This is a genomic window from Flavobacterium davisii (assembly GCF_019565505.1).
Classification (GTDB): Bacteria; Bacteroidota; Bacteroidia; order Flavobacteriales; family Flavobacteriaceae; genus Flavobacterium; species Flavobacterium davisii.
Genome location: NZ_CP067378.1, coordinates 3183500 through 3204759, shown reverse-complemented (window position 1 = coordinate 3204759; position 21260 = coordinate 3183500). Strand labels below are relative to the sequence as shown.

General features: G+C 28.5%; 17 protein-coding genes and 3 pseudogenes. 8 read left to right on the top strand and 12 right to left on the bottom strand.

All coding sequences use genetic code 11. The features are described 5' to 3' along the window. Positions 1–21: 21 nt before the first annotated feature. The 4 genes and pseudogenes from priA to nadC all read right to left on the bottom strand — a co-directional run bounded on the left by priA (position 22) and on the right by nadC (position 4731). Positions 22–2467: pseudogene (priA, locus tag JJC05_RS15195) on the bottom strand (replication restart helicase PriA). Between the two features lie 3 nt (positions 2468–2470). After that, positions 2471–2890, bottom strand: coding sequence for a DUF2147 domain-containing protein (locus JJC05_RS15190; RefSeq protein ID WP_105197029.1), 420 nt, complete (start codon positions 2888–2890; stop codon positions 2471–2473). 1 nt (position 2891) lies between these two features. Continuing rightward, positions 2892–3818 (bottom strand): YihY/virulence factor BrkB family protein, encoded by a 927-nt coding sequence (locus JJC05_RS15185; RefSeq protein ID WP_105197028.1) that lies wholly within the window; start codon positions 3816–3818, stop codon positions 2892–2894. A 54-nt stretch (positions 3819–3872) separates the two neighbouring features. After that, positions 3873–4731, bottom strand: a pseudogene (nadC, locus tag JJC05_RS15180) (carboxylating nicotinate-nucleotide diphosphorylase). A gap of 414 nt (positions 4732–5145) precedes the next feature. Here nadC and JJC05_RS15175 point away from each other — a divergent pair. From JJC05_RS15175 to JJC05_RS15150, 6 genes are all read left to right on the top strand, one after another. Next, entirely contained in the window at positions 5146–6600 is a 1455-nt protein-coding gene (locus tag JJC05_RS15175; RefSeq protein ID WP_235877762.1) for a choice-of-anchor L domain-containing protein, read from the top strand. Positions 6601–6603: 3 nt separating this feature from the next. After that, positions 6604–7260 carry a hypothetical protein gene (locus JJC05_RS15170; protein WP_235877760.1) on the top strand — a complete coding sequence of 219 codons (657 nt, stop codon included), beginning with the start codon at positions 6604–6606 and terminating at the stop codon, positions 7258–7260. After that, positions 7248–7421 carry a T9SS type B sorting domain-containing protein gene (locus JJC05_RS18980; protein ID WP_235878919.1) on the top strand — a complete coding sequence of 58 codons (174 nt, stop codon included), beginning with the start codon at positions 7248–7250 and terminating at the stop codon, positions 7419–7421. The genes JJC05_RS15170 and JJC05_RS18980 overlap by 13 nt, the downstream gene beginning before the upstream one ends. 34 nt (positions 7422–7455) lie before the next feature. Beyond that, complete coding sequence (locus JJC05_RS15160) at positions 7456–11910, top strand: T9SS type B sorting domain-containing protein (RefSeq protein ID WP_235877758.1); 4455 nt, start codon at positions 7456–7458, stop codon at positions 11908–11910. A 788-nt stretch (positions 11911–12698) separates the two neighbouring features. After that, a complete protein-coding gene (locus JJC05_RS15155) occupies positions 12699–13193 on the top strand; it encodes an RNA polymerase sigma factor (RefSeq protein ID WP_088392633.1) in 495 nt (164 codons plus the stop codon). Positions 13194–13206: 13 nt separating this feature from the next. Next, complete coding sequence (locus JJC05_RS15150; RefSeq protein WP_235877756.1) at positions 13207–13854, top strand: DUF8845 family protein; 648 nt, start codon at positions 13207–13209, stop codon at positions 13852–13854. A 284-nt stretch (positions 13855–14138) separates the two neighbouring features. On the opposite strand, the gene JJC05_RS15145 is transcribed toward JJC05_RS15150, so the two are convergent. The 7 genes and pseudogenes from JJC05_RS15145 to JJC05_RS18565 form a co-directional block, all read right to left on the bottom strand. Beyond that, positions 14139–15128, bottom strand: a complete 990-nt coding sequence (locus JJC05_RS15145) for an aspartate-semialdehyde dehydrogenase (RefSeq protein ID WP_127822983.1) — start codon at positions 15126–15128, stop codon at positions 14139–14141. Between the two features lie 245 nt (positions 15129–15373). After that, a complete protein-coding gene (locus JJC05_RS15140) occupies positions 15374–15697 on the bottom strand; it encodes a 2TM domain-containing protein (protein ID WP_105196687.1) in 324 nt (107 codons plus the stop codon). Between the two features lies 1 nt (position 15698). Then, positions 15699–17032, bottom strand: a pseudogene (locus JJC05_RS15135) (histidine kinase). A gap of 21 nt (positions 17033–17053) precedes the next feature. Further along, the gene (locus JJC05_RS17725) at positions 17054–17455 is read right to left on the bottom strand and encodes a hypothetical protein (RefSeq protein ID WP_258929297.1); all 402 of its coding nucleotides are present in this window, start codon (positions 17453–17455) and stop codon (positions 17054–17056) included. A 32-nt stretch (positions 17456–17487) separates the two neighbouring features. Then, on the bottom strand, positions 17488–17676 hold the full coding sequence (locus tag JJC05_RS17720) for a hypothetical protein (protein WP_258929296.1): 189 nt from the start codon (positions 17674–17676) through the stop codon (positions 17488–17490). Positions 17677–17837: 161 nt separating this feature from the next. Beyond that, positions 17838–18935: a TonB-dependent receptor plug domain-containing protein gene (locus JJC05_RS18570; RefSeq protein WP_309597360.1), complete on the bottom strand. Its 1098-nt coding sequence runs from the start codon at positions 18933–18935 to the stop codon at positions 17838–17840. Between the two features lie 8 nt (positions 18936–18943). After that, positions 18944–19990, bottom strand: a complete 1047-nt coding sequence (locus JJC05_RS18565) for a carboxypeptidase-like regulatory domain-containing protein (RefSeq protein ID WP_309597359.1) — start codon at positions 19988–19990, stop codon at positions 18944–18946. A 340-nt stretch (positions 19991–20330) separates the two neighbouring features. Here JJC05_RS18565 and JJC05_RS18560 point away from each other — a divergent pair, with 340 nt between their 5' ends. Together JJC05_RS18560 and JJC05_RS18555 are read left to right on the top strand one after the other, a co-directional pair. Next, entirely contained in the window at positions 20331–20549 is a 219-nt protein-coding gene (locus JJC05_RS18560; RefSeq protein WP_309597358.1) for a hypothetical protein, read from the top strand. A gap of 208 nt (positions 20550–20757) precedes the next feature. Continuing rightward, positions 20758–21048 carry an ion channel gene (locus JJC05_RS18555; protein ID WP_309597357.1) on the top strand — a complete coding sequence of 97 codons (291 nt, stop codon included), beginning with the start codon at positions 20758–20760 and terminating at the stop codon, positions 21046–21048. Positions 21049–21162: 114 nt separating this feature from the next. Here the strand turns inward: JJC05_RS18555 and JJC05_RS19170 are convergent, their stop codons facing one another. Further along, positions 21163–21246 carry a hypothetical protein gene (locus JJC05_RS19170; protein WP_258929734.1) on the bottom strand — a complete coding sequence of 28 codons (84 nt, stop codon included), beginning with the start codon at positions 21244–21246 and terminating at the stop codon, positions 21163–21165. Positions 21247–21260: the final 14 nt, after the last annotated feature.

The window sequence follows — 21260 nt, the reverse complement described above, 5'->3', positions numbered from 1 at the left end:
CGTGTACTAGAAGCATAATACTTAATTTACATCTACATTAACTCCTACCTTTATGGCTTTATAAATAGGAACTGCTTCAAAACTATTCAGTATCTTCTGAATAGTTTTTTTTGTATTACCCAAATGCTTGTCCTGCGGAATCTTTACTAAAATAGTTCTTATATATTCATTTCTAATTTTACCAATTGGAGGTTCTTCAGGACCTAACACAGGCATTTCTAAATTTTGTTTTATTACCTGATATAGCCACATAGACCCTTCTTTTAATTTTTCAAAATCCTTATGTTTTAAAGTTAACTTTATTAATTTATAAAAAGGCGGATATTTATATATATGTCGTTCATACAACTGTTCTTTATACATCCCTAAATAATTATGATCTGTAACTTGTTGTATTGTATTATGCATAGGATTATAACTTTGTATAACTACTTTTCCTTTTTTTTCGCTTCTACCTGCTCTACCTGCTACTTGCGTCATCATCTGATAACTTCGTTCATACGCTCTAAAATCAGGAAAATACAACATGTTATCCGCATTTAAGATTCCTACCAATGATACATTATCAAAATCTAATCCTTTAGCTAACATTTGAGTTCCTACCAAAATATCAATTTCTCTATTTTTGAAGCTGTCTAATAAACGTTCAAATGAATATTTACCCCGAGTTGTATCTTGATCCATTCGTTTGACATTTTTAGTTGGAAATAAATTTGCTAATTCCATTTCTATTTGTTCTGTCCCAAAGCCTTTAGAAGTTAGATCAATACTTGAACAAGCATGGCAGTTGGTTGGTTTTGCTATATTATAACTACAATAATGACAGCGCAATTGATTTTTAAATTTATGATACGTTAAACTCACATCACAATTTGGACACTGTGGAATATGTCCACAAGTCATACATTCTAAAACAGGAGAATATCCTCTTCTATTTTGAAAAAGAATAATTTGTTCTCCATTGTACAATGCTTCTTGTATTTTATCAATCAATATTTGGCTAAAATGCCCTGTCATTTTTTTTCGAAAATAATTATCTTTTAGATCCACTAAAATAATTTCAGGTAAAACGGCATTTCCAAATCGTTCAAAAAGTTCTACTATTCCGTATTTTCCTTTTTGCGTATTATAATAACTTTCGATACTAGGCGTAGCTGATCCTAAAACAACTTTAGCTTTTAATTGATGGGCTAAAACTATAGAAGCATCTCTAGCATGATAACGCGGTGCTGGATCTATTTGTTTATAGGTTTGCTCGTGTTCTTCATCTACAATAATGAGTCCTAATTTTTGAAAGGGCAAAAATAAAGCGGATCTAGCGCCTATTACTACTTGTGCTTTTTCTGAATTTACGAGTACATGATTCCAAACTTCTACTCTTTCATTATTTGAGTATTTAGAATGATAAACGGCTACTTTATTTCCAAAATGTTTGGTTAATCTTCCTACCAATTGAGTTGTTACTGCTATTTCAGGTAGTAAATAAAGAACTTGTTTTTCTTGTTTTAAATATTCTTCTATAATTTTTATATAAACTTCTGTTTTTCCTGATGCGGTTACACCATGTAACAAGCTAACTTCTTTGGTTTCTAAACTTTCTAAAATGTTTTTATACGCTTCTTCTTGAGCATCACTCAAATTAATCTGTTTTTGTTCTGTTTCAACAAAAGATATTCGATCTTGTTTTAAAAAATATTCTTCAAAAATTTGTTTGTCTACTAAAACTTTTAGAGTATTGGCCGTTATTCCTGAAAACGTAAGTAAATCTTTAGCAGCAATTGGTTTTTTTGAGTCGCCATGAGTTGAAAATAACTCAAGACCAATTCTTTTTGTTTTTGTGCATTTTTAAGGATTTGCAATAATCCTTCTAACTGACTAGGTTCATTATAGTGTGCTATTAAACGGACGTATTTAATTAATTTGGGTTTATATTCTTCAATCATTTCTTCTTGAAGAGTTAAAATACCCTTATCCAATAGAGATTGGATAACAGGAAAAACTTTCTTTTTATTAAGAATTGCGGTGACTTCTGATATTTTTAAAGCCGTTTGATTGGAAAGTGCTTCTACGATCAAAAATTCGTCATCTGATAAATCCGAAGTATTCAGAACTTCTTTTTTGCAGTAATTATGGTTTCACTTTCTAATATTAATGCAGATGGTAATGCTGCTTTGTATACTTCTCCCAAAGAACACATATAATAACTGGCTATCCATTTCCAAAATTCTATTTGAATAGTTGTTATAACAGGATTTTCATCTATAATTTGATGAATTTCTTTAGCTTCGTATAAAGTTGGTGCTATATGATTTTTACCAATTGTCAGACCTGTATAGAATTTGGTTTTACCGAAAGGCACAGCTACACGCATACCTATTTTTATAAAAGAAAATTCCGCTTCCGAAACTTCATAGGTAAAAGTTTGCGGAAGCGAAATAGGTATAATAACTTCTATAAAGTAACGCATGAATTAGTTTCTTATCCAAGTTTGGGAACGTCCGATAAGAGAAATTCCCATATAACCTCTTACGGTTAAACGATCTTTACCATTTAATTTTATAAAACATTTATAAATATTTCCTGATTCTGGATCTGTAATATTTCCTCCATTATACTCCTCTCCGTCTTTCTCAAGACCTTTAATAATCAACAAACCTAAAATGGGTTTATTTTTGTCAGAACCCTCACATTTTTCACATTTTCTATCGCGTTTTGCAGGATCTAAGATTTCAATTACTTTACCAAATACTTTCCCATTTGATTCAAAAATTTCAACTACCGACTTTGCCTTACCTGTTTTATCATCAATGGTTTTCCATTTTCCAAAAACAGATTGAGCGTTCATTTGTAAACAACTTAATAATAAAGTTAAAAGTGCAATTTTTTTCATTTTATTTTATTTTTTTTAGTTTTCGTATGGAGGCATCTAATTCAAAACCTAACAATAAGACCATACAATTGATCCAAAGATAAAAAAGGAATACTAAAAGTGTACCTATTGAACCATAAAGTTCATTATATTTTGAAAATTTAACAACCCATATACCAAAAAAGTAAGAAGATACTACAATTAATCCTGTTGTAAAAACAGTACCAATTGTAATAAGTCTCTTTTTTTTAGACTGTTTAATACCATATTTAAATAAAACAGCGGTTGCTAACAAGATCATAATGATGACAAAAGAATATCGTCCCATTTCTATCAACGAAATTTTATCAGAAACCCTTGAGCTCAGAACATCTTGTATAATGGTTTTTTGAATAATTATTTCTAAAAATACAATGGCTGATATTGTTATAATTAAAATAGTAGTAAGTATTAATGAAATAAGAAGTGCTACAAAATATTGTCTAAAATAAGCTCTTTTTACGGTTACATGTAAGGATGTTTCAAAGCCACTCATCACTGCATTTACTCCATTAGTCATTAAAAAAACAGATAAAAACACCCCCCAAGATAATAATCCTGTTTGACTATTATTAAGAATATCTTTTATAATATTTTCAATTGCATCAAAAGTTGTAGGCGGTACATTATCCCTTACAAACAATAAAAAATCATGTTGAAATCCTTTTATAGGGATGTATGGAATCAAGTTTAAGATAAATAAAGCAAAAGGAAACAATGCCATAAAAAAACTAAATGCAATAGCTGCTGCTCTATAACTGATTCCTCCTTGAAGAATCCCTACTAAGTAAAACTCTATTAATTCATAAAACGACAACCCGTTAAGCCAAGGTAGTTTTACATTATCTAAAACAACTATTAATTGTTTTATTAATGGGATTTTCAGAAGTGTTTCTTTCGTATTTTCCATTTTTTTATTTTACAGAAGCGTTATTCATTTATCGGAATTCAATATTATTAGCTATCAAACTGCTTTTAGAGATAAATCCATATTGTATACGGAATGTGTTAAGGCTCCTGAAGAAATATAATCTACCCCACATTGAGCATATTCTCGTATGGTTTTTTCATTAATATTACCTGATGATTCTGTTAAACATTTACCACCAATCATTTGAACTGCCGTACGGGTATCTTCAAAATTAAAATTATCAATTAAAATGCGATACACGCCTTCTGATTTTAAAATTTCTTGAATTTCTATCAGATTACGGGCTTCTACTATAATTTTCAAATCTAGGTTATGGGTTAATAAATAGTCTTTTGTTTTAGCTATTGCTGAAGTTATACCTCCTGCAAAATCAATATGATTGTCTTTTAACATAATCATATCATACAAAGCAAAACGATGGTTTTCTCCTCCTCCTATTTTCACAGCCCATTTTTCGCAAGCTCTAAAACCGGGGAGTGGTTTTTCTTGTATCTAGAACTTTAGTCTTAGTTCCTTTTAATAATTCTACATAATGATTTGTTTTAGTCGCTATTGCGCTCATTCGCTGCATAGAATTAAGCACTAATCTTTCTGCTTTTAAAATAGATTGAGAATTACCTGTAACGTATAAAACAACATCTCCAAATTTTACTTGAGCTCCGTCTTGAATCAAAACATCTATTTTTAAATCTGGATCTATATGATTAAAAATCATCTGAGCAAACGCTACTCCTGCTATAATTCCTTTATCTTTAACTAAAAGTTTTGCTTTACCCACTTCTGTAGTAGGAATACAAGCTAAAGAACTATAATCTCCCGGTCCTATATCTTCTTTTATTCCTTTAGCTATTATATCTATAAGTTCCTCTTGAAACTGCTTTTCTGAAATCATATTAATCGTATTATAAAGAGGCTAAAAATAATGCAATTTTTGAAAAAAATGAATTAAAAATGAATGTTTCCTTTTTATTTTTAAATAGATTTCTATAGGACTCTTTCATTATCAATTATTTAATTCTTGATTTACTTTATACTTTTATGAATCTAAAATTAAGCTTAAAAGTTTCGTTCTTGAAGTGGTTTAAACTTTTTAAATGTTTTTTGCCTCCTATTTTATCTTTTTATTGATTTTGTAGTCCTCTATATTGTATAAAAAAGCTGAAATATGAAACAAAAGTCTTTATTTTTACTTCAATAAAAAAAGTTTAAATTACTTCATTTAAAATATTCTTATTTTTTTATACTTTTTATAGATAAAAATAGTATATCTATATTTTTTTATAAAGTTTAAAAGTATATTAGCTCCATGAAAAATTACCTTTTTAGAGTTGCATTATTTTTTGTAATATTAAAATCTCATTCGCAGTATATTGCTGTCAATGATCAACATGATGCTAATGAGCTGGTATCCATTTTTTTAGGCGGTATAAAGTGCGGCACTGTTTCAAATGTTTCAATAAGTGGTGGTGAAAATTTTGGAATCAAAAGCATTGGTTACTTTGATCGTAATAACACTACTTTTCCATTACAAAACGGTATCATTTTAAGTACAGGTAAAGTTCTAAATGCTATGAAACCTAATACTGGTAACTTATCAGATGGTTCTATATCTTGGCAAGGTGATAATGACTTGATGCAAACATTAAATATTAATAATACATATAATGCTTCTATATTAGAATTTGATTATATTCCTTTTACCAACAAAATTTCATTTGATTATATTTTTGCATCCGAACAATATCTTTCCTCTCCTTCTGCAAACCAATGTGATTATACGGATGGATTTGCTTTTTTAATAAAACCAAACAATGGTAATCAAAGTTATCAAAATATAGCGTTAGTCCCCGGAACTAATATACCCGTAACTGTTCAAACTATTAGAGGTTCTGGAACAATTTGTCCAAAAAATAACGAGTCTTATTTTGATACTTTTAATGGTCTTGATGCTCCAATTACTTTTAACGGTCAAACCAAAATTTTAAAAGCAGAATCCTCTGTAGTAGCAGGTAATTCTTATCATATTAAATTAGTCATTGCTGATCAAGGAAATGAGAAATATGATTCTGCTATTTTTTTGGGAGGTGGTACTTTTCAGAGTGAAACGTTCTTAGGTAAAGATCATACAATAACTACCCAAAATCCTTATTGTAAAGGAGAAAAGGTAGAATTGGATGCCTCACAATACGGAACTAATAATACTTATACTTGGTACAAAAATGATATAGATACAGGAGTTCATACCCCTAAATTCTTAATTACTGATAATACGAATACAAACGAGGTTGAATATCGAGTTGACGTGATGATTAATGGAATTTGTACTTCTAAAGGCCGTATTAAAGTTCAATTTATTAATCTACCTTCTTTAACTCCTCAAAACTTAATAGAATGTGATCTTGATAAGGATGGCAAAGCTTATTTTGACTTAACAAAACTAAATAAAATAATAACTCAAAACGATCCTAATTTAGAAACTGTTTTTTCTGAAAGTGCGAATGGAATCTCTATTACAGAGCCAACCCATTATCTTTCTTCTCCTAAAACTATTTTTGTTAAAATAAGTAACTCTTACTGTTCAATTGAAACAACCGTAAATCTTCAACTTTCTTCAATTACTTATACAAACAAAAGCTATACGAAATGTGATGAAGATGACCAAAAAGATGGCTATACTAATTTTCTATTAGATCAAGAATTAATTCCTATTATTTTTTCAAACTCTAACAAACAGGCACCTGTCTTTTTTATACGAATGTAAGTCATGCTGAAAAAAGCTTTTCCCTTTAAGCAATATTTTTTTAATACAATAAAAGATGAGCAAAAAATTTATGCCCGAATAGAACAAAACAATTCTTGTGATGATATAATAGCGATAACCTTGAAAGTAAATTATATCAATCCTGATATTGTAAAAGATACTTATTTAACCATTTGTAAAAATGAAGCGGTAAAAATTGAAGCTCCTACAAATTTTACTCATTATCTTTGGAACACTCTCGATACCAATCCTGATATAACAATCAATAAAAAAGGGATCTATACTGTTACACTTACAGACATACAAGGCTGTCAATTCGTTAAAAAATATTTAATTCACGAGTCAGCACCTGCTACTAATATAAATGCGATTATTAACGATTTTTCGGATCCTAATTCGTTAGAAATTGTTTACACCTCTAATGGAGGTAATTACGAGTTTTCTATAGACGGGGTCCAATATCAAAATTCTAATTTTTTTACTAACCTAGAACAAGGAGAATACCATATTTCGGTTAGAGATAAGAATGGATGTGAACCTACACTTTATAAAACAGTTTATATATTAGATTACCCCAAATTTTTCACCCCTAACAATGATGGGTATAATGATACGTGGTACGTTAAAGATTCTAATTTTAAAAAAATATTAAAGAAATAGAAATTTTTGATCGTTATGGTAAACTCTTAAAACAATTAAATCCTAATCAAGCATGGGATGGAACTTATTTAGATAACAATTTACCTGCTGATGATTATTGGTTTACTATAAAACTATATAATAATAATACTATTAAAAATCATTTTAGCCTTAAACGATAAATGATTAGCTTTGTGGGTTTTTTATTCAATCCCAATGAAGGCAAAATTTTTAATATTATTTCAATTACTTACATTTACAGTAGTCGCTCAATTTAGTAAAACTCATTATTTACCGCCTGTTTCATCTGGTGAAGTAATTGCTGGTGAACAATATATGTATATTTCTACACCGAGTACCTCTCCTGTTAGTTTTAACATTACAGCCTTAGGAGGTAATGTTATAACTGGAACTGTTACAAGAAATTCACCTTATATCCATAAAATAGGTTATGGTAATAATACTCAAGCTCATGTAAGTTCTTCTTTTGCGCATACCATTCTTAAGAATAAAGGTTATATAATTGAAGCACAAGACTTAGTGGCTGTTTCTATAAGAATACGATCAGAAAACAGTTATCATGCTAGTTCTATCGTTTCAAAAGGGATTGCTGCATTGGGTAAGGAATTTAGATTAGGTGCATTTTTAAACGATCGTGTACCGACTTATGATAACTCTCATTATACATTTGCTTCTATTCTTGCTACTGAAAATAATACTCGAATTAAATTTAGTAACATAAAACCGAATACAAGATTAATTAACAATAACGAAGGAAACACCCCTAGTGATATAATTTTAAATAATGGTGAAAGCTTTGTTATTGCCCTAAAAGGATCTAGTTTTCAACCTCGTAATGCTCTTATTGGTACATTAATATCTGCGGATAAGCCTATTGCAGTTAATACAGGTTCTTTTGCTGGTTCTAATGGCGACTCTCAAAATCTAGATATGGGATTTGATCAAATTGTTTCAGCTGAAACAATCAATAGAATTTCCCCTGAAATTATTAATGGAACAGCAGCCAATCCAACAGAATATATTTTTATAAAAAGTGATGGTTGGGATCTTGCTGAAAGAATATTATTAATTGCTCATAAAGACAATACAGAAATTTTTTTAAATAATAGCAATACACCTGATTATATTTTAAATTCAGGAGAATATGTAACAATAAATGGGTCTCAATTTTCATTGAATGATAATCTATATGTAAAATCTACCAAAAACCTTTTTGCTTATCAATCTGTAGGCTCTCTAAAAGAATATAATGAAAATGGTAGCAAAGACTTTGCTAATCAAGAAATGTTTTTTGTCCCTCCATTAAGCTGTCAAACCCCAAATAATATAAATAATATTCCATTTATTGATAACCTTGGCGATTATCAATTTAATGGTCGGATTACAATAGTAACCAAAGCAGGTGCAATTCTAACCTTTAATATAAATGGTGTTGATTACGATTTAAAAAATCTTCCTAGTAAAGATATATCAGGTCCTAATCCTGTTAGTGGCAATACAAATTATGTTACTTACACAATAAAAAACTTAACAGGCAATCTAGGTGTTTTTTCAACAAACGAGTTATATATTGCTGCTTATGGTAATAATGGAGCTGCTACATTTGGAGGATATTATTCTGGTTTTACCTTCAAACCTGAAATTACTTTGGAAAAAGTATCCTTATCTGCTGATAATTGTATTCCCAATATTAAACTAGCAATAAGTACTGCTTCTTCTTTCGATACTTTCCAATGGCATGATCAAGACGGTCCTATTTTAGGGGCTAACGCAAATACGTATATACCTACTAAACCGGGATATTATAAAGTAAAAGCAAGTATTTCTACTTGTGGTATTTTTTCTCCATTAGAATCTGACAATATTCCCGTTAGTAATTGTCCTGATAACAATAATGGTTTAATTAACGACAATATTGATATTGATTTAGATAATGATGGCATCTTAAATTGTACAGAATCTTACGGAAATCAAGCTATCAATACAAGTCTTAACGCTGGTGTTATCCCTTTTAGTTCAACAAATTATATTACTAAAACAATTATTGATGGCGATAAAACCACTACACCATCAGTGGGTAATCCAAATGGTACCATTATAACCGAAGTTGAAAAAGGCAAACAAAATAGTGTAACGTATCAAATACAATTTGACCAACCCACAAGTATTGAATTAAAATACCCCAACAATATCCAAGTGAGCGAATCTCTAAATGGGGATACAGAATATATAATCAATAGTGATATTAACAGAACTTTAACTATTTTAAATCCAGATAATCAAATTTTAATTGACACCAACTTTGATGGAATCTATGAAAATGGTGTAAAACAATTTTCTTCTTTTGAAATTCGTTTTAGACGCAATAGTACTACTCCTTTACAGTCAGGCTCAGGGACTTTTAAAATAGCAGGAAAAAATATTAACATATTAAAAATCAAACATAAAAATTTATCTGATTTAGTTTCAGCCAAGTCCAGTTTAAATTTAGAAGCCTCTTGTGTACCCAAAGATTCTGATGGTGACACAATTCCTGATAAAGAAGATATAGATAGCGATAATGATGGTATAAGTGATCGTATAGAAGCGCAAAATAATACTCCAATAGCTATATCGAATACAGATACTAATCATAATGGATTAGACAACGCTTTTGAACTCGGATTAACACCATTTGATAACGATAAAGATGGTGTTCCTGATTATCTTGATTTAGATTCAGATAACGATGGAATATTAGATTCCGAAGAAAAAGAAAAAGATTTTGATAACGATGGGATAAATAACTATCGTGACTTAGACGCTGATAATGATTCATGTTTTGATGTAAAAGAGGCTGGATTTATCGATGCCAATACAGATGGTATATTAGGTAATATTACACCTCCTCTAGTAGATAAAAAAGGTAGAGTTATAGGTTTTATAGGATATACAATCCCTAATACTATCTACTTACAATCCGCTCCTATAAGTATAACAGATCAGCCAAAACCGGGTAAAGGATGTCTTTTAGAAAAAACTAAAATTTCTTTAACATCAAACGCTGATACTTTTCAATGGCAAATCTCTACCGATAATGGTGTTAATTGGAATAATTTATCAAACACAGGTAGTTATTCTGGTGTCAATACTTCTGAATTAGAAATAAAAAATTTATCTAACGCAATGACAAATCATTTATTTAGAGTTCAATTAAATCGTTTAGGTAATGCTTGTGATACCTTTTCAGATAATACAGGATTAGTTATATACCCTCTTCCTTCATTAAAAAATAATCAACGATTAATTCAATGTACTGACTCGACAAATGGTGTCGCTCAGTTTAATTTAGATAAAGTTCAAAGTTTAATTTCTGATAATTATGCTAATGAAACTTTTAGTTATTTTCATACACAAGCAGGTGCTCTAACAAATGATATTAAGGATCAAATAAAAAATCATGAAACATATACAAATCAAATACAGTCATTAGAAACCATTTGGGCTAGAGTAGTCAATTCTAATAATTGTTTTAATGCAATTTCTTTTGAAATTTATGTATCAACAGCAAAGGCATCCTTCATAATACCTGAAGCTATTATTACAGAATGCGATGATTATTTGGATGCAAATCATGATGATTATGACGGAATAACTTCTTTTGATTTATCTAAAAACTACAACGCTATAACATCTCTATTCAATAATCCTGATATAGAAGTATATTTTTATAAAAATGAAAATGATTATTATCAACAATTTTCAAATGGTAAATCATTAGCTATTGATAAAAATAATTTTAAGTCCTTTAGAAATACAAATAAAGGAGGTGGAGATAAAATATGGGTTCGAGTAGAAAATAAAATAACAAAAGCTTGCTTAGGAATACCGCTACAATTTGAATTAAAGGTAGAAGCTAAACCCAATATTGACACCAACATTTCAGGCTTATCTAATACATACACCTGCACTGACGACCCTGATTTCAATATTACTTTACAATCTGGACTTCCAATAGGAAGTGATCACCAAAATTTTTCTTACGAATGGTCTAAAGATGGTGTTACAATTCCTTTTAATACAGAATCTATTTCTGTAAATCAAATAGGAACTTATAAAGTAAAAGTTATTAATAAAACACCATTAGCTTGTTTCAGAGAAAGGACGATCAAAGTAGCAGAGTCCACTACTGCAATACTTAATGGTAATCCTATCATTCAAGATTTAGTTGATAATAATGCTATTACTGTAAATGTATTAGGTAGCGGCGAATATGTTTTCACATTAGATGATGTAAATGCACCTACTCAAAAAACAGGTCATTTTGATCATTTAATACACGGTATTCATAGAGTGTATGTCATTGATTTAAATGGATGTAAAATATTAGAAATTCCTTTCTCCATATTAGGATTTCCTGCTTTTTTTACACCAAATAATGATGGTTATAATGATTATTGGAACGTTATAGGTGCTGATTTTATGTTTAACGCTGATGCTAAAATTCTAATTTTTGATCGCTTTGGTAAATTACTAAAAGAAATTTCTCCATCCCAATCTGGATGGGATGGAACTTATTTAGGAAAACCAGTCCCTGCTGACGATTATTGGTTTACAACACAATTAAAAGATGGTAGAATAAGCAAAGGTCATTTTTCTGTTAAGAGATAAATAACAATTTTTAAAGGGCGTCCAAAAGCAAATAATCTTTTTAATAAAAAGTCACTTAATATTAATTATAAAACTCTTCCTTATCATTGAGTTGATAAATTAAGTGTAGATTCTTTACTTTTAGGACCCCCTTTTTATTTTTTGTCCTATTTATAGAAGACCCTTTCTATATGATTAAATTCAAATTCCGAATTAAACTCGACGAAGTGAATTGGCAAAGTAAATCTTTTCTCTTTATTTTCTTCCAATTCAAGCACCTACTCCAATTTTAATCATCAAAATAGATTCCTGTTTTTTTCTAAAATTTTCCTTAAGCACTTGAATTTATTGAAATTTTTTGGTTCACAACGAAATCTAATCCTGAATCTGGGTTTAAAAAAACGTACCTCAACAATACAAAAACTCTTCATCTATGAATAAAAGGGAAAATAAAATACTCTATCTTTTTAACGTTGATGCAATTTTATTACATTGAACCCAGATTCCGCATTAGAAAAAATAAATTTTATAACTTACTGAAATAGAAGGGTTTATTTATTTGATAATTCTAGTTCGTAATTTTATATAGTACTAAAAATCAATAAAATATGTTTTTTTAAAAATCTCTAACGCGTAATCAGGGTTGAAAATAAAAAAGAATACTTTTTCAGATTTTAATCATAAATGATTATTCCTAAATCTAACATTTAAAAATTAGACTTCTTTTAATTTTATTATCTCATAAAATAATTTGAAATATATACACTTAAACTGTAACAATTCATAAAAACGACTAACTAATAAGTAGTATGAATACTGAATTAGAAAAATCATTTGTGAGTCAACTAAAAGATAACCAAAATTTGGTTCACAAAATTTGTAGGCTTTACACCCAAAATGAAGAAGAGCATAACGATTTATTTCAAGAAATTACAATTCAATTATGGAAAGCCTATCCTCAATTTAGAGGCGATTCTAAATTTTCAACTTGGGCTTATCGAGTAGCTCTCAACACAGCTATTACTTTATATAGAAAATCATCTAAGTCAATACATACTGTTGAATTTGAAACAGGTAGGCATTTTGTACTACAAGAAGATTATAATTATCAAGAAGAGGAAAATTTAAAATTACTATATAAGGCAGTATATCAACTTAATGATATAGAAAAGGCGCTTGTATTTATGTATCTAGAGGATAAAGATTATACTGAAATTTCTGAAACATTAGGTATTAGTGAGGTAAATGCAAGGGTAAAAATGAATCGTATTAAAACGAAATTAAAACAAATAATTAATCCGTAACGATAGAAGGAAAATGGAAGAATTGGATTTATTAAAGAAAAATTGGAATAATACAAATAATTTTCCAAAAATGACTGAAGAAAATATTTATGCTATGTTACATAAAAATTCTTCTTCTGCGGTCAAATGGATTTTTATCATTAGCGTAATTGAATTTTTATTAGGTATAATATTAAGTTTTTCTTTTTCTTTAAACAAAAATAGCAAAGAAGATCTTTTTTTAGAAAAAATACATCTACCTGAAATTTATTTAAATATCGTAACGGGGATATCTTATATAGTTATATTGTACTTCATCTACAATTTTTATATATCATACAAAAAAATAGAAGTGCTTAACTCTACTAAACAATTAATGAAAAACATCTTTATTGTTAGAAAAATCGTTAAGCAATACATTATTTTTAATCTAAGTCTTTTTGCCATAATACATTCTTACTTATTTGGGTATGGTGTATATATAGGGATTTCGGATCATTTTAATAAAAATTCAGCTACTAATCATCTAAATGAATATATCATCTTAATGATTTCTATTCTTATATCTCTTTTATTAACAGGTTTAATGATTGGGATATTTTTATTAATCTATAATTTTTTATATGGCAGATTACTACGTAAATTAAAGAAAAACTACCATGAACTAGAAAAAATAAGTTAAATTCAAATTCCGCATTAGATTTCGTGATGAAGATAAAAAAGCAAAGAAAAATACAAGATTTTTTTTCTTGCTGATATGGGCTCGCAAAAACTCTAATTTAACGCGTTGTTTGTCACTTCGACAGGGTTAAATTAAGTGTTTTTTATTTCCAAAAAGCTTCAAATATTCTAAATTTTAACAAATTTAAAAACCCGTTTTTAACAAAAAAGTCAAAACGGGTTTTTATTTAAAAAAACGGAATGTTTTTTCGGTATAAGAAAAATCTAAATCTTTAAAATTTGGTCTTATACTAAATTGTTAGCTACTAAATATTCCGCTATTTGTACAGCATTAGTCGCTGCTCCTTTTCTTAAATTATCAGCTACAATCCACAAATTAAGTGTATTAGGTTGGCTCTCGTCTCGACGAATTCTCCCTACAAAAACATCATTTTTCCCCTCTGCGTATAACGGCATTGGAAAAGTAAAAGTATCTATATTATCTTGTACAGTAACGCCTGACATTGCATGTAAAATAGCGCGAACTTCTGAAACTTCAAAATCTTTCTTAAACTCTACGTTTACAGCCTCACTATGACCTCCTACTACAGGGACTCTTACAGCTGTAGCTGTAACAGCTATTGTTTTATCTTCTAATATTTTTTGGGTTTCACGAACTAACTTCATTTCTTCTTTTGTATAGCCGTTTTCCTCAAAAATATCACATTGTGGAATTAAATTACGATGAATAGGATATTTATAAGCCATTTCTTCTTTTATACCCGCATATTCATTTTCTAACTGTCTTACAGCTTTTACTCCTGTTCCTGTAATAGATTGATAGGTTGAAACGATAACACGCTTAATATTATATTTTTTGTGTAAAGGAGCTAATACCATTACCATTTGAATTGTTGAACAGTTAGGATTTGCGATAATCTTATCATCCTTAGTTAAAACTGTTGCATTAATTTCGGGTACTATAAGCTTTTTAGTAGGATCCATACGCCAAGCAGAAGAATTATCTATAACAGTTGTTCCTACAGCGGCAAATTGAGGTGCCCATTCTTTAGAGGTTTCTCCACCAGCAGAAAAAATAGCTATTTCTGGCTTCATAGCAACCGCTGTTTGCATTCCTACTACTTTATATAATTTCCCTTTAAATTCTATTTCTTTTCCAATTGATTTTTCAGAAGCCACAGGAATTAACTCTGTAATTGGAAAATTACGTTCTGCTAAAACTTGTAGCATCACTTCTCCTACCATACCGGTAGCACCTACAACAGCTATTTTCATTATCTTGTGTATGTTAATTTTGCGTAGCAAATGTACATAATAATTGTTCTCAAACTATTTTAAAGGACTATTTTATAAGAAATTCTTAACATTTAAAAAAACTATTTTATACTCTATAGACAAGAATATTTTTATTACAAATTTTATAATTGAACATCATAAGTATCTCGTTAAATTAGAACTAAAAGTACAAGTAGCCATACTATTAAACTCTTTTAATTTTATGTTTTTTACTAGATAAAAAACTATTCCCAACGTGTCTTTGATTGGTTTCCTTTTTCTAATATCTCGTTTATTTTATTCCTTTCCCAAGTACTATTAAAAATCTTGTTCATAAATACCATTTTTAATGTCTTAATAAAAATTAAGAATGCCCAACAAGAAATTACAAATTGATTCAACCATCGTAATGGGAAAAAATTAAAGGATATTCCAAAATATTTTTTTAACACATATAATGCTAAAGCTATTCCAAAAATAAATAAATGTGTATAATATTTTTTAATTTGTTTTAGCTCTTCCGCTGCTATTTCAATTTTAGTTTTTTCTATTATTTTATCGCTTTTCATACTAATCCCATTTTTTATTTTGCAAATCTTCTTTTCTTAAAATTTCTTTAATTTTACGTTCTTCCCAATTCCTACCATATCCAAAAACTTCTATAGCGTTAAAGAGTAGTCCCATACCCCAACCTACTGTAGGAAACCAAAACCAATTAAAATGGGACGTTTTAAGATTAATTAGTATTAAAAAGGAATTATACAGCAATAGGAAATCAAATTACCATAAAAGGATTTCATTTTTTCTACTCTTTCTTTGGCTTTTGTAAATGCTAAATTTTCATTATAAATATCTTGTGTTTCCATGATAGCAACTTGTTTTGTTAAAATAGGGAGATATACCCTAAATAAAATATTATTTTGTTTAATCAATACTTTTCGGGAAGAAATTAATCCATAACGATTGATAATATTCTGTAGCCCTACTCCTTTTCGTTCTTGTAATACTTCCTTTTTCTGTAGATTATTTTCAACTACTAAATAATCATTTTCTATAAATATTTTAATATACAATGGCTTTTTATCACTTACTACATTATGCTTTATTGTATTTTCTAAAAGTAATTGTAATGAGAGAGGAACTACTTTAGCTTCTATATTATCAAAATTTAGAGGCAATTCAAAATGTAAACTATTTTCAAACCTCATTTTCAGTAAATTCATATAGGTTTTTGCAAAAGATAGTTCTTCTTCGACAGATATTAATTCTTTATCTTTTTGTTCTAAAACATAGCGATAAATTTTAGATAATAGAGTAGTAAATCGTTGTGCTTGCGCTGGATTTTCTTCAATTAGGGAACTTAAAACATTTAAACTATTAAATAAAAAATGAGGATCAATTTGGTTTTTTAACGTTTCAAATTTCGCAGAAGCCGTACCTGCAATTACCTTTTGCTCCTTAAGTTTATGTTCTTGATAATTTTTATAAAAATGAAGTAAATATAAGCCCAAGGTAACAATTAAAGTAATAACCATAGAAGTTACATAATTAGCGGCTTTTTCATTTTTTATAAATTCAATAAAAGTTGCGTCATCCATCATAACACTTTCAAAAATTCTTAAAAGAAAAATCATGAATAATGAAACACTAAATGAAGTTATACTTCCTAAAATAAGTCGTTTTGAAGAAAATCTGTTTTCTTTAAACAAATGATCAAAGAGTACAAAAACTAAGGCATTAGCATAGTATAAACTCATTCCGTAAAGAAAAGCGTAAAAAAGACTCCATTTTATATAAGTCCAAGTTATAATAGCACCATTAATATAATTAATAAATAATAATATTAATCCTATAAGAAAACTAATTAAAATAGCCGTAGGTATTGTCTTAATCCATTTGTTCATTGGTTTCTTTTTATTATATTATTATTTACAGGTAACTGCTATTTGTTTTGCTCTTTCAGCTCCCCATTTTGGATGTAAAGGAGATTCTGGTTTAAAATTAGCAAAAAGTTCTAATGAACGATTTATTTCTATACACAATGGTTTTGTATCAGCCCCTGTCCATTTAGCCCCTCCTAATTCAAAATTTGCTTTTCCAAAAACAGCTCGTGGGTTATTAGGATTAATCGCCAAAGCATTTTGATATTCTGTCATTATTAAAGGCGCATATTTCACAGAGTTATTCATAGGATCTTGTATTAAAGTTACAGTATAAATTAAGGCTTGTAAAACATTAATTTCATCGTTTTTAGAACTTTTAAGCTTAGCACCTTCTAACGCTATTTGTGCTTTATCAATTAGAGCTGCTACTTTTTCTTTATTCATCGGATTAAATGCCTCTGTACAATTAATTAATGCTAGATAATAATCCGGTAGCCATTCTTTTTTTCGGCTAATGCTATTCTTTCAAAAATAGCAGAGGCTTCTATTATTTTTCCTTCTTTCCAAATAGTTAATGCTTTTCCCATGCCTTGCTCAAATTTTCCTTCTTGTCCAAAAATTGCTGAACTTATTACACATACTAAAAAGGTTAAAAAACGTATCATATCTTTTAAAGTTTAATTGTTTATATCTAATTTCATTTTTAATTTCTATTTCAAAAATACTTTATGACTTACTCTTAAAAAATGAATTGTAACTGAACTGTATTTTTTTTTGGATGAATTGTCATTTATTTTATAAACACAATACTATTTGTTATTGTATACTATAAATTTTCTAATTGATTACTTTTTTTATTCTTACTTAATGTCCAGAAAAAGCCTACAAAGAAAAAGCGATCAGCAGGTTGACGAATGGCTTCTCTTTGAAAAATACCGTTTGAATCGGGTTTTGAAGCATATTCATAACCAAAAACATTATCGCGCCCTAAAACATTGGAAATTGAAAAATAAAATATTTTTTGAGTTGTTAATAAGTAGGCCCAACTAAAGCTTAAATTATTATAAGCTTTTGTTTTAGCATTCATAAAATAAGGTTCATTCGGATTATTATAAGGCCTTCCTGTAGTAAAACTATTCGTTATACTTAATTGTGATTTCCATTTTTCAACCCAATACTTACCAATTAATGATACAGTATGACTAGCCACAAAACTAGGAGTTACCGCATACAAATAATTCTTAAAATCACGTTTACTATTAATATAGCTATAACTTATCCAATACTCTAGTTTTTTAAATGTGTTAGTATCTCTCCAAAAAATATCTATTCCCTTAGCATTTCCATAGCCATCATTAGTAAATACTGAATTGTATAAAGGTTGTATAGTATTGTATTTTATAAGATCTTGGTATTTTTTAAAATATAATTCGGCACGAAATGTTCTTTTATTAGCGATATGCCAATAATTTAAAATATAATGTTGTGTTTTTTCAAAATCTAACGAAGTATCGTACTTTAAATAATCTTGTTTAGGCGTTTGATGAAAATCACCATAAGCAAAGGAAAATTGCCCTTCATTTGAAATTTTATAAGCAAAAGAAGCTCTTGGTTCTAATACCGTTTTATTTAGCAAATCATTGTGCATAAAACGGGCTCCTAACTTCAAGGCAAATTTATCTGATAAATATAAATCTGATTCTGCAAATAATGCTTGTATTTGACTTTTATAACCTGATTCATACTGTATTCCGTTTTTAACACGGTATTTTTCATTGAAGTACGTGTAAAAATGATCTCCTCCAAAAGAAAAACTAAATATATTTGATATTTTTTTATCGACTTTAAATTTTAAATGAGTGGCTAATTCTTTTGTTATTACATCATCTTGATTTAATAACATTTCTACGTTATTTCTCCCCATACTTCCTCCTATAGTAAACGTCCATCCATTATTTTTTTTTTCTTGTAAGAAGAATTTAGATATAAATTGTTATTTTGATTTCCAATTCTTTTAGAAATTAATGTCCCTATTTCAATCTGATTTAAATCAAATGATGAATAGTCTAAAGCTGCATAAAGTTTAAAAATTCCATTATCTTCTTTTTTTCGAAAAATGCTTTCTCCTCCAAATGTTTGATAAGGCTTATTCCAATCTATTCTTTGAGTCACTAATCTTTGATAAGGATTCAAATTAACGTAAGAGGTATTAAAACTAAATGAAGTATTTTTCCATTTTTTAGTTTTACCTACTGATGCTCCTATTGACATTATTCCTATGTCTGTTTTTTCTATTTCTGCTTCATTAATCGTATTCATTAATAGGACACTTGATAAAGCGTCTCCAAATTCGGCAGAATATCCTCCTGTGGAAAACGTCATTCCATTAAACAATAAAGGTGAAAATCGACTTCTAGTAGGTAAGTTATTAGGTGTAACCCCATAAGGTTGGGCTACTTTAATTCCATCTATATATGTTTGTGTTTCCTCACTTTCTCCTCCTCTAACTAACAAACGACCGCTTTCGCCATTTATTTGTGCTCCGGGCATTGTTTGAAAAGCCGCTACTACATTTCCTAACGCACCTGCTGTAGTTAATATATCTAACGGTTTTAGCACTGATGATTTGCTATTATCTCCTGCCTTAATAGTACCAGCAGTAATTACAACAGAGTCTAAAGCATTTATTGATGTTTTTAAAGTATATGTCTTTATTTGAACTTTTTCTATTATTATTTGAATTTTTAATTCTTCAAATCCTAATTGGTTTATAATTAAATTCTGCAATCCTTTTTCATTGGTTTCAAAATAAAAAGTTCCATTATCTAAAGTAGTAGTACCATCATAACTCCCTTCTATGAAAACATTAGCACCTGAAATAGCTTGTTGTTTTTTATCAATTACTTTCCCTTCTATCTTTGTTTGAGAAAAAGAAAAAATGGTAAAAAAAATCATAAAATAAATTACTAAATTTCTCATCGTTTTACTTGTTTTACAATTCAAAATTGAAAAACTTTAAACTTTAAAAAAATAAATGAATACTGAATTGTATTTTTTTATGACTGAACTGTTTTTAACCCAAATTCCGCATTAGGCTTCGTTGTAAAACAAAATTTTTTAATAAATTCAAGATATATTGTAAATAAATTAAAACCATACAATCCAACTATTCTAATCAACTTGATTTTTATAAATTATAATATGGTTTGAAAATGTATATTTGTAAATCCCTTACAGAATCATGGTCATTTTCCATTTCTTATAAGGATTAAAAACAAATATTTTAAAAGATAAATATTTTAAAATTATATTTTTTACTATGTCATTTACCCTCTTTTATAAAAAATTATTTTTAGGAAAGCATCATAAAAAAGATAAACCGAAACATGATCCTATTAAGAAACGTATACTGAATATTCTTTCTATATGGGATAATGATCATCAGGATGATAGTGGTATTGAAAAAATCGTTCGTTTATTATTATCTTCTTCTCAGCTTCTTTTTCCTCGGAATTTATATAAAACAGCTTGTTCATAAAATAAATTTTGAATATGAAGATATTAGCATAGATTTTTATGTATTAGCCAAAGTTACTTTTCCTCTTATTATATTAATAAATGGATGGCAAAATAATATATTTATAATCAGCGTAATGATTTATCTTTTGTTGGAAACTTTTTTTTATATACCAACTTTAATATTTGCATCTGATTTATTTTCAAGACCTCGCTCTTATAAGCGATCTATGCTCTTATTATTTTTAAACTATGCTGAAGTTGTTATTGGATTTGGAGCATTATATGCTATAGGTAACCAAATGAATAAACCTTTCAAACATTGGTTCGAGCCTATTTATTTCAGTCTTATAACATCTAATTCTATCGGATATGGTGATTTTCATCCCATTTCTTTATTAGGAAAAATATTAGTTAGTATACAGTCAATGTTTTTCTTATCTTTTGTTGTCCTATTTCTAAATTTCTTTTCTACTAAAGTTAAAGTTAAAGGTTATTTTGATCACGAAGGAGAACCCTAATTGTGGGATTTTTTGTTATTATGTATAGGTTTTACTAAATTTGACTATTTACTGTTTTCTTCTATTAAACTTATTTTTTAATCAAAAAATATTCCTATCAAAACAAAAAACAACTTAATCTCCCAACTCTATTGCCTTTAAATTAGCTTTTTGAATAGCCTTACTAACAATAGTCTTTAAATTATTTTCATCAAAAATTAGGATTGCTTGTT

What these genes read in the sequence shown, in the direction of transcription:
- JJC05_RS18560 (WP_309597358.1), top strand. Translation starts at nt 20,331, where the DNA reads ATGTCATTTACCCTCTTTTATAAAAAATTATTTTTAGGAAAGCATCAT.
- JJC05_RS18570 (WP_309597360.1), bottom strand. Translation starts at nt 18,935, where the DNA reads ATGGGGAGAAATAACGTAGAAATGTTATTAAATCAAGATGATGTAATA.
- JJC05_RS15170 (WP_235877760.1), top strand. Translation starts at nt 6,604, where the DNA reads ATGCTGAAAAAAGCTTTTCCCTTTAAGCAATATTTTTTTAATACAATA.
- JJC05_RS15145 (WP_127822983.1), bottom strand. Translation starts at nt 15,128, where the DNA reads ATGAAAATAGCTGTTGTAGGTGCTACCGGTATGGTAGGAGAAGTGATG.
- JJC05_RS15190 (WP_105197029.1), bottom strand. Translation starts at nt 2,890, where the DNA reads ATGAAAAAAATTGCACTTTTAACTTTATTATTAAGTTGTTTACAAATG.
- JJC05_RS15140 (WP_105196687.1), bottom strand. Translation starts at nt 15,697, where the DNA reads ATGAAAAGCGATAAAATAATAGAAAAAACTAAAATTGAAATAGCAGCG.
- JJC05_RS18565 (WP_309597359.1), bottom strand. Translation starts at nt 19,990, where the DNA reads ATGAGAAATTTAGTAATTTATTTTATGATTTTTTTTACCATTTTTTCT.
- JJC05_RS18555 (WP_309597357.1), top strand. Translation starts at nt 20,758, where the DNA reads ATGCTCTTATTATTTTTAAACTATGCTGAAGTTGTTATTGGATTTGGA.
- JJC05_RS17720 (WP_258929296.1), bottom strand. Translation starts at nt 17,676, where the DNA reads ATGATACGTTTTTTAACCTTTTTAGTATGTGTAATAAGTTCAGCAATT.
- JJC05_RS15175 (WP_235877762.1), top strand. Translation starts at nt 5,146, where the DNA reads ATGAAAAATTACCTTTTTAGAGTTGCATTATTTTTTGTAATATTAAAA.
- JJC05_RS15185 (WP_105197028.1), bottom strand. Translation starts at nt 3,818, where the DNA reads ATGGAAAATACGAAAGAAACACTTCTGAAAATCCCATTAATAAAACAA.
- JJC05_RS15160 (WP_235877758.1), top strand. Translation starts at nt 7,456, where the DNA reads ATGAAGGCAAAATTTTTAATATTATTTCAATTACTTACATTTACAGTA.
- JJC05_RS17725 (WP_258929297.1), bottom strand. Translation starts at nt 17,455, where the DNA reads ATGAATAAAGAAAAAGTAGCAGCTCTAATTGATAAAGCACAAATAGCG.
- JJC05_RS15155 (WP_088392633.1), top strand. Translation starts at nt 12,699, where the DNA reads ATGAATACTGAATTAGAAAAATCATTTGTGAGTCAACTAAAAGATAAC.
- JJC05_RS15150 (WP_235877756.1), top strand. Translation starts at nt 13,207, where the DNA reads ATGGAAGAATTGGATTTATTAAAGAAAAATTGGAATAATACAAATAAT.